General features: G+C 55.8%; 7 protein-coding genes and 1 pseudogene. 6 read left to right on the top strand and 2 right to left on the bottom strand.

The window, feature by feature from the left end; translation table 11 throughout:
- The 3 genes and pseudogenes from IQ273_RS27880 to IQ273_RS27870 all read left to right on the top strand — a co-directional run.
- A pseudogene (locus IQ273_RS27880) lies at positions 1–370 on the top strand (cupin); the annotation flags it as partial.
- A gap of 11 nt (positions 371–381) precedes the next feature.
- On the top strand, positions 382–855 hold the full coding sequence (locus IQ273_RS27875) for an ArsC/Spx/MgsR family protein (protein ID WP_194026388.1): 474 nt from the start codon (positions 382–384) through the stop codon (positions 853–855).
- Positions 840–1502 carry a trans-aconitate 2-methyltransferase gene (locus IQ273_RS27870; RefSeq protein ID WP_194026387.1) on the top strand — a complete coding sequence of 221 codons (663 nt, stop codon included), beginning with the start codon at positions 840–842 and terminating at the stop codon, positions 1500–1502. The genes IQ273_RS27875 and IQ273_RS27870 overlap by 16 nt, the downstream gene beginning before the upstream one ends.
- A gap of 162 nt (positions 1503–1664) precedes the next feature.
- Here the strand turns inward: IQ273_RS27870 and IQ273_RS27865 are convergent, their stop codons facing one another.
- Both IQ273_RS27865 and acsF read right to left on the bottom strand, forming a co-directional pair.
- Entirely contained in the window at positions 1665–1874 is a 210-nt protein-coding gene (locus IQ273_RS27865; protein ID WP_194026386.1) for a molybdopterin-binding protein, read from the bottom strand.
- Between the two features lie 621 nt (positions 1875–2495).
- Entirely contained in the window at positions 2496–3572 is a 1077-nt protein-coding gene (acsF, locus tag IQ273_RS27860; protein WP_194026385.1) for a magnesium-protoporphyrin IX monomethyl ester (oxidative) cyclase, read from the bottom strand.
- A 241-nt stretch (positions 3573–3813) separates the two neighbouring features.
- Here acsF and IQ273_RS27855 point away from each other — a divergent pair, with 241 nt between their 5' ends.
- The 3 genes from IQ273_RS27855 (at position 3814) to IQ273_RS27845 (ending at position 7442) form a co-directional block, all read left to right on the top strand.
- Positions 3814–4563, top strand: a complete 750-nt coding sequence (locus IQ273_RS27855; protein WP_194026384.1) for a heme oxygenase (biliverdin-producing) — start codon at positions 3814–3816, stop codon at positions 4561–4563.
- A gap of 309 nt (positions 4564–4872) precedes the next feature.
- Positions 4873–6270 carry an oxygen-independent coproporphyrinogen III oxidase gene (hemN, locus tag IQ273_RS27850; RefSeq protein ID WP_194026383.1) on the top strand — a complete coding sequence of 466 codons (1398 nt, stop codon included), beginning with the start codon at positions 4873–4875 and terminating at the stop codon, positions 6268–6270.
- A 71-nt stretch (positions 6271–6341) separates the two neighbouring features.
- Positions 6342–7442, top strand: coding sequence for a nitronate monooxygenase family protein (locus IQ273_RS27845; protein ID WP_194026382.1), 1101 nt, complete (start codon positions 6342–6344; stop codon positions 7440–7442).
- Positions 7443–7455 lie beyond the last annotated feature (13 nt).

The following is a 7455-nucleotide window of genomic DNA, read 5'->3' as shown; positions in this document are numbered from 1 at the left end:
CCCCAAAACTGGCACCGCCCTCCTCACCCTCTACGACGAGATTGGCTATCCCCTCACTGTGCAAACCGTCACCGCTTGCGCTGGCATGATCACCCCGATCCACAACCACGGTACCTGGGGGGTCGTCGCCCTGCTGGAAGGCCAGGAGCGCCACACCCTCTGGCGCAGAATGACCCAGCCCGATCGCCTTGAAAAGACCGGACAGCAAACCCTGCAAGCTGGCGAAATCATCAGTTTTCGGCCCGAGGCCATTCACCAGGTCGAAACCCTGGGGCCGACGCCAAGCTTTACCTTTCAACTCTATGGCGATACCCAACCCAAATCGCGATTTCTGTTTGAGTGCGCCCCGTTTGCTGTCAAACCCTTTTAGGAGACTGCCCCATGGTCACCGTGAACTTCTACGAAAAACCAGGGTGCACCAACAACACCCGCCAAAAAGCGTTGCTGCAAGCTTCTGGGCACCAGGTGATTGCCCACAACCTGCTGCTCGAACCCTGGACCCCCGAGCTGCTCCACCTGTTTTTTGGGGAACTGCCGGTAGCGCAATGGTTTAACACCACTGCCCGCGCCATTACTACGGGGCTGGTGGTGCCTGAGCAACTCGACGCCGAGATCGCCCTAGACCTGATGGTGCTTGACCCCCATTTAATTCGTCGACCCCTGCTACAAGTGGGCGACCAGCGCCAGGTCGGCTTTGACCCTGACGCCATCAGCCGCTGGATTGGGCTGGGCGCTACGGTTCTCGGTGAGACGGGGATCTCCCCCACCGATCTAACCCTTTGCCCAAAGGCCACTGCCCGGTTATTTGCCGCAGGAGGGGCTAGCCTAGCTCAACAACCATGTGCGACTTTTTGAACCGCTGGCCCCTGGTTGATGCCCCTACCGCCGCGAGAGATCGAATGAAATTTGATGCGCAATGGATGCAGTACTACCAGGCGGTGGAAGGGCGTCCTCCCCGGCCAACCCTGATTAGAGCGTTAGAACACCATGACCAAACCCCCAACCCTCTGCCCAAATTTGCGGTAGACCTGGGCTGCGGCGATGGTCGCGACACCGTTGAGCTGCTCAACCGGGGCTGGCGGGTACTGGCCATCGATGGCGAACCGGAGGCGATCGCCCGCCTGCGGCAGCGTTCTGACTGTAGTCGCACCCACCTCGAAACCCGCGTGCAGCGGTTTGAAGACCTCACCCTACCCCCCGGTATCAGCTTGGTAAACGCCAGTTTTTGTCTGCCCTTTTGCCCCCCCGAGCAGTTCCCCGACCTGTGGGATGAGATCGTCGCTACCCTGGCCGTGGGAGGGCGCTTCTGTGGCCAGTTGTTTGGCGATCGCGATTCCTGGGCGGTTTACAACGACATGAACCACCACAGTCGCGACCAGGTAAACCAGCTGCTAACTCCCTTTAAGGTGGAATGGCTGGAGGAAGAAAATCACCCCGGCAAAACTGCCCTGGGCGAAGAGAAACACTGGCACATTTTCAATATTGTCGCCCGCAAACGATAGCCAACCCTAGTACTCAACAGCGCAAGTTGGGTAACTATTGCTAATCGCCGAGGAGCCAGTACTCGACGGCTGAAATATGCCCACCATTCCGGCTCGCTTGGCTCCCTAGCCCCCCTGCCCCCTCGCGATTGGCAATAGTCGTCACACTTATGCTGCTATCTACTAGTCCACAGCAACCATCACATCGGAGGCTTTGACGACTGCGTAGGCTTGATCGCCAACCTTGAGCCCCAAGGTTTCTGACGATGACTTAGTAATCACCGAAACTACCTCCAGCCCCGGCGCAACCTCAATCACAACTTCTGTAGTTACCATGCCAGGGACGACTGATTTAACAATGCCTTTCATGGCATTTCGGGCGCTGATTTTCATGGATTTTTGGCTTTCCTCTAAGGCTATAACAGCAAAACTCTATCATTTAAATTCAGTAATTTCTACCCCTACGTGTAAGCGGGAAAAAGAAGTAAAAAGATACTTCATGGCGCGGTATTTAGTAAAAGCTAGAATTGTGTATAGCAGATTTCATTCGGGTCAAGTACATCGCCATGATTCCCCCTGATCTCCTTGATAAGGTGGGGTAGGGGGAAACTTAGACAGCTAAGGAGTCTTCTCAAAAAGAGTTTCCCCAATGGTGGGCAGTGCCTACCCTACAGCGGTTACAGTCGCTGGATTGAAGCTGATATCTTCTTTCCTAGAAATCTTCTAAGTACCGAGGAGATCTAAAACTCAGTAATTGTACAGCTCACTCCATTGAGAACCGCTATAGATTATAACCAAACTCTTTGGGAGAATGTTTTGGCTGTATTCTATAAATCGCGAAACCATTAAATCCTTAATGCAATTCATTGAAGATTAAAATGGCTGATATGGCCTTGAACTTGTTTGACTGACAAAACTATCGAAATCTTGATTCTGGCGTAGTTTGGGTTAGCGATCGCCTAACCCAACAAAACTACGGCTGATATCGAGTTTCGTGACCTAAAACTCGATAGATTACCGAACCGTACCGCGCAACGCTTCGGCATTTAACGGCTGAATCAGATAGAGGCGCAGCAGGTCACCGACAATACCTAGGACCAGAGGGAGCTGGCGAAGTTTTTTCACCCAAGTGGGGGCTGAGCTTTCCGTTAGCTGCTTAATTTTCAGGTTGCGGGCGGCAGCGCGTTCTAAACGAGGGAAAAACTCGGGATGATCCACATTGAGGTAGACGGGAAAGGCGCGAGCAGCGGTGTCGTTGGTTTTGCGCACGACCTCGGTGTCAAATTTGGTGGCATCTAGGCCCAGCATTTCGTAAAATTTAGCGCGCTCGTGGACTGTCATGCTATGGGTGGCAAAGACCGAGAGCAAGAAAAACCGGCTCCAGAGGCGGCCTTGCCATGTTTGCCACATGCTGGGCTGCGATCGCACCAAAGCCTTAAAAATGTCGCCGTGGCGGTTCTCATCTTGGCACCAGCTCTCGAAGTAGTTGAACAGTGGGTAAAAGCTGTGCTCAGGTTGCTGCTCTAGGTGGCGATAGATGAGAATGTAGCGCCAGTAGCCAATTTTCTCAGACAGGTAGACGGCGTAGACAATCCACTCCACCGGGAAGAAGGTATATTCACGGGTTTTGGTCAGCTTGGCCAGGTCGAGAGAAATGTGGAAGTCCTGCATGCACTTGTTGAGGAACCCGGCGTGGCGAGCTTCATCGCGGGCCATGAGGCTAAAAATTTCGCCCAGTACCGGGCTGCGGTCTTTAATCCGCCGCGACAGCTCTTTAAATAGCAAGAAACCCGAAAATTCTGAGACACACGATCGCTCTAGGTAATCCACGAACGCCTGGCGCTCTTCCCCTTGAATGTGATCCCAGGTTTGCTTAAACGAGTCGTCGCGGCTGAATTGGTGGCGATTGTAGTCGGCTCGCATCTCCTCCAGCATGGTCTGGAGCCCTTCCTCCTCAAGGGACAGATCCATCGTGGCGGCTTTGTCAAAGTCAGTGGTGTAGAACCGGGGCGACAGCAGGTTTTCTTCAATAGCGACTTTAACCGAGTTGTCACCGGGTTGCGGAGCAGATTTAGAGAGGGCAGTAACCATGGCATTTGTGGGTCTAAAGGGTTGAAAAGCACTTTATCACTAAATAGCGATTGATTGTCAAAATGAGATCATCGCCAGACCCCAGCTCAACGCTGATCAGAGTTTTTCAGACAGTTAGTGCTAGATAGAAGGGCTTGAGCGGCCGCTCAAAGACACAAAACTTAAATCGGAAAGGTTGATTAGTCAGTTAATAGCTGTATAGTGATTAAAAGATTTTTGGCCATTACCCAGAGTGATTCCCATGACAGATTTAGCTCAACGGCTGCGCGAAGGTACCCAAATCTCCCATACCCTGTCTGAAAACACAGCGTTCATGAAGTGTTTTTTGAAGGGGGTGGTCGAGCTAGAGCCCTTTCGCAAGCTCACCGCCGACCTCTATTTTCTTTACAGCACTCTAGAGACTGAGATGGCCAGCCACCAAACCCATTCCGTGGTGGGGTCGATGGTGTTTGCCGAACTACTGCGCACCCAAGCATTGGAGAGCGATGTGGCCTACTACTACGGCGATCGCTGGCAGCATGAAATCGCAGCTACCCCCGCTGGCCAACGCTACGTCAACCGCATTCTCGAAGTGTCGGCGACTAACCCGGCGCTGCTGGTGGCCCACGCCTACGTGCGCTACATGGGTGATCTCTCGGGGGGCCAGGGGCTGCGGCATATTGTGCGATCGGCGCTGAATCTGCCGCCGGATCAGGGCACAGCGCTACACGAGTTTGAGGCCCTGCCCACGGTCGAGGCGAAGCGCGACTTTAAGCTTAAGTATCGCGAAGCGCTGAATGCCCTACCGGTGGATGAGGCCCTGATTCAGCAGCTGGTGGATGAGGCAAATCTGGCCTTTGCCTTGAATCGCGATGTGTTCCACGAGCTGGAGCCCGATGTGCGATCGGCGGTGGGCGACCACGTGTTTGACCTAATTACCCGGCAAGATCGCCCCGGCAGCACCGAGCCGCACCCCCACCACGGCATGGTGGCTCTAATGGCGACCGAGTAGGCCAACCGTAGGGTGATTCGCGAAGCAATGCACCCTTTCCACGGCGTTCAGTGAGCGGTGCATTGCGGCTTAAAAGCCTGAACCTAGGGTGCTTTGCCAGAGAGAAAGAGCCGCGTAGGCAAAGCCGCGCCCCTGGCGCTATGCACCCTACCGATCTATGTTGCGATCGCTCCTTTGGCTGCAATGCACCATCCTCACAGCATCCTAGCGGTGCATTGCGGCTAGCCCAGTTTGGGGCGATTGGCTTTGGTTGACCAGCCGCGAATGCACCCTACCGATCTATCCCCCTTTTGCACATCACTAATTACTATGCTCTCTGTTGCTAACTCCGTTGTGTTTGATCCGGCGCTGCTGCACAAGTACAACCAGCCGCTGCCCCGCTATACCAGCTACCCTCCGGCGACGGAGATGAAAGAAGGCTTCAACTCAAGGGATTTTGAGGCGGCGATCGCCGTGGGCAACTACAAGCAAACGCCCCTGTCGCTCTACTGCCACATTCCCTTTTGCGAGTCGGCCTGCTATTTCTGCGGCTGCAACACAGTGATCACGCGCCACAAAAAGGTGGCCGATCCATACCTAGATTACCTGGAGCGCAATATTGCCCAGGTGGCCGATCGCGTCTCTAAACGCAAGGTCAACCAGCTCCACTGGGGCGGCGGCACTCCCAGCTATTTAACAATGTCCCAGGTAGAGCGGCTGTGGACGGTTCTGTATGATCACTTTGAATTTGAGCCCGAGGCGGAAATTTCCATTGAGGTGAACCCCCGCGATCTCGATCGCGACTACGTGCAATTCCTCAAAGATCTGGGCTTTAGGCGGGTGAGCTTTGGTCTGCAAGACTTTAACCTCAAGGTGCAGGCGGCGGTCAACCGTATGCAGCCCGAGGCCATGCTGTTTGATGCCATGGGCTGGCTGCGGGAGGCAGGGTTTGAAAGCGTCAATGTCGACTTGATCTACGGGCTGCCCTACCAAACCCTGGCCACCTTTCGCGACACCATTGAGAAAACTCTGTGCCTCGACCCCGATCGCATCGCGGTGTTCAACTTTGCCTACGTGCCCTGGCTCAAGCCCGTGCAGAAGAAGCACATCGACCCGGCCACCCTGCCTGGCCCCGCCGAAAAGCTCGATATCTTTCACATGACCATCGATCGCCTGACCACAGCAGGCTACCAGTTCATTGGCATGGATCACTTTGCCAAGGCCGAAGATGAGCTGGCGATCGCCCAGGCCCAAGGCCAGCTACACCGCAACTTTCAGGGCTACACCACCCTGCCCGAGTCTGACCTGCTGGGCTTCGGCATGACCTCGATCAGCATGCTCCACGACGTCTACGCCCAAAACCATAAAGGGCTGCGCGACTTTTATAGAGCCATGGATGCGAACGAACTGCCCCTGGAGCGGGGTGTGGTGCTGAGCCAAGACGACATTCTGCGGCGGGCGGTGATCATGGAGTTGATGTGCCAGTTTGAGCTGTCGAAGTCGGCCATTGAAGAAAAATATCACCTCAGCTTTGACCAAGATTTTGACGACTACTTCGCCCGCGAACGCCAAGATTTAAAAGTGCTAGAAGCCGACGGCCTGGTGCGGCTAACGCCCAATCACATCGAGGTGTTACCCGCTGGAAGGCTGCTGATTCGCAATATCGCAGCGGTGTTTGACCCCTACCTGAGAAACCGCACCATCCGGCAGTTTTCGCAGTCGGTTTAAGGTAGACAACCCTGCTTGGGCGAACCACCGTTCGCCCCTACATCCCCATCCATTCATGCACTCATCCGCCCATGCAAACCCTCCCTTCGCTAACTATCGGCCAACATACGGCCACTTACCCCATCGTCCAAGGCGGTATGGGCATTCGCGTTTCCGGCGCTGGCCTGGCGGCGGCGGTCGCCAACGCTGGCGGTATCGGTGTTATCTCTGCCGTTGGCCTGGGGATGAATTCTCCCTATTTCGATATTGAGGAGAAAAATCCTAAAACCCGCCAAACTCAGTTCTTTAGGGCCAATCGCCTGGCTTTGATTGATGAACTGCGCCAGGCCCGTGCCCTCAGCCCCAGAGGCCTGCTTGGGGTCAACATTATGGTGGCGGCGCGGGATTATGAAACCCTGGTGTGCACCGCTGTGGAGAACGGCGCGAACCTGATTTTTTCTGGGGCTGGGTTGCCCTTGACCCTGCCTGCGCTCACGGCCCACCGGCCCGAGGTGGCCCTGGTGCCGATTATCTCTAGCGTGCGGGCCGCCCAGGTGATTTGCAAAAAATGGCAGCGCCAGCACAACCGTCTGCCCGACGCCTTTGTGGTTGAAAATCCCCAGGCGGCGGGCGGACACCTGGGGGCCAAGGCCGAAGACTTGGGCGATCCGGCGATTGGCCCCGAGGCGGTGATTCCAGCTCTGGTCAGCTACCTAGCGGAGACGTTCGATCAACCCATTCCGGTGATTGCGGCGGGGGGAGTGTGCGATCGCGCTACCCTTCTCCACGCCCTGGGGCTGGGGGCCAGCGGCGTCCAAATCGGCACCCGCTTTATCCCCACCGACGAGTGCGACGCCGACCGGCACTATAAGGAATTTCACCTCAATGCCGACCCCGCCGATATAGTGCTGGTGCCCAGCCCCGTGGGTCTGCCTGGTCGTGCCCTGCGCAACGCCTTTGTCGATCGCGTCAATGCGGGCGAACCCTCCGACCCAAAAGAACAGTGCTTTGCCAACTGCTTGCAGGTGTGCAAATTTCGCGATCGCCGCGAGACCTACTGCATTCTGCGTGCCCTCGATCGCGCCTGCCGGGGTGACGTAGAAAACGGCCTGGTGTTTGCGGGCAGCAGCGTGGGGGGGAGCGATCGCATTCAGCCGGTGGCCGAGGTGATGGTGGAGTTGGTGGGCGGGTAGATGGGTAGATGGG

Origin of the sequence: Nodosilinea sp. LEGE 07298 (genome assembly GCF_015207265.1) — a bacterium.
In the GTDB taxonomy this organism is placed as follows: Bacteria; Cyanobacteriota; Cyanobacteriia; order Phormidesmidales; family Phormidesmidaceae; genus Nodosilinea.
Note: the sequence above shows the minus strand (reverse complement) of the source record. Positions and strands in the feature narration are given on the sequence as shown.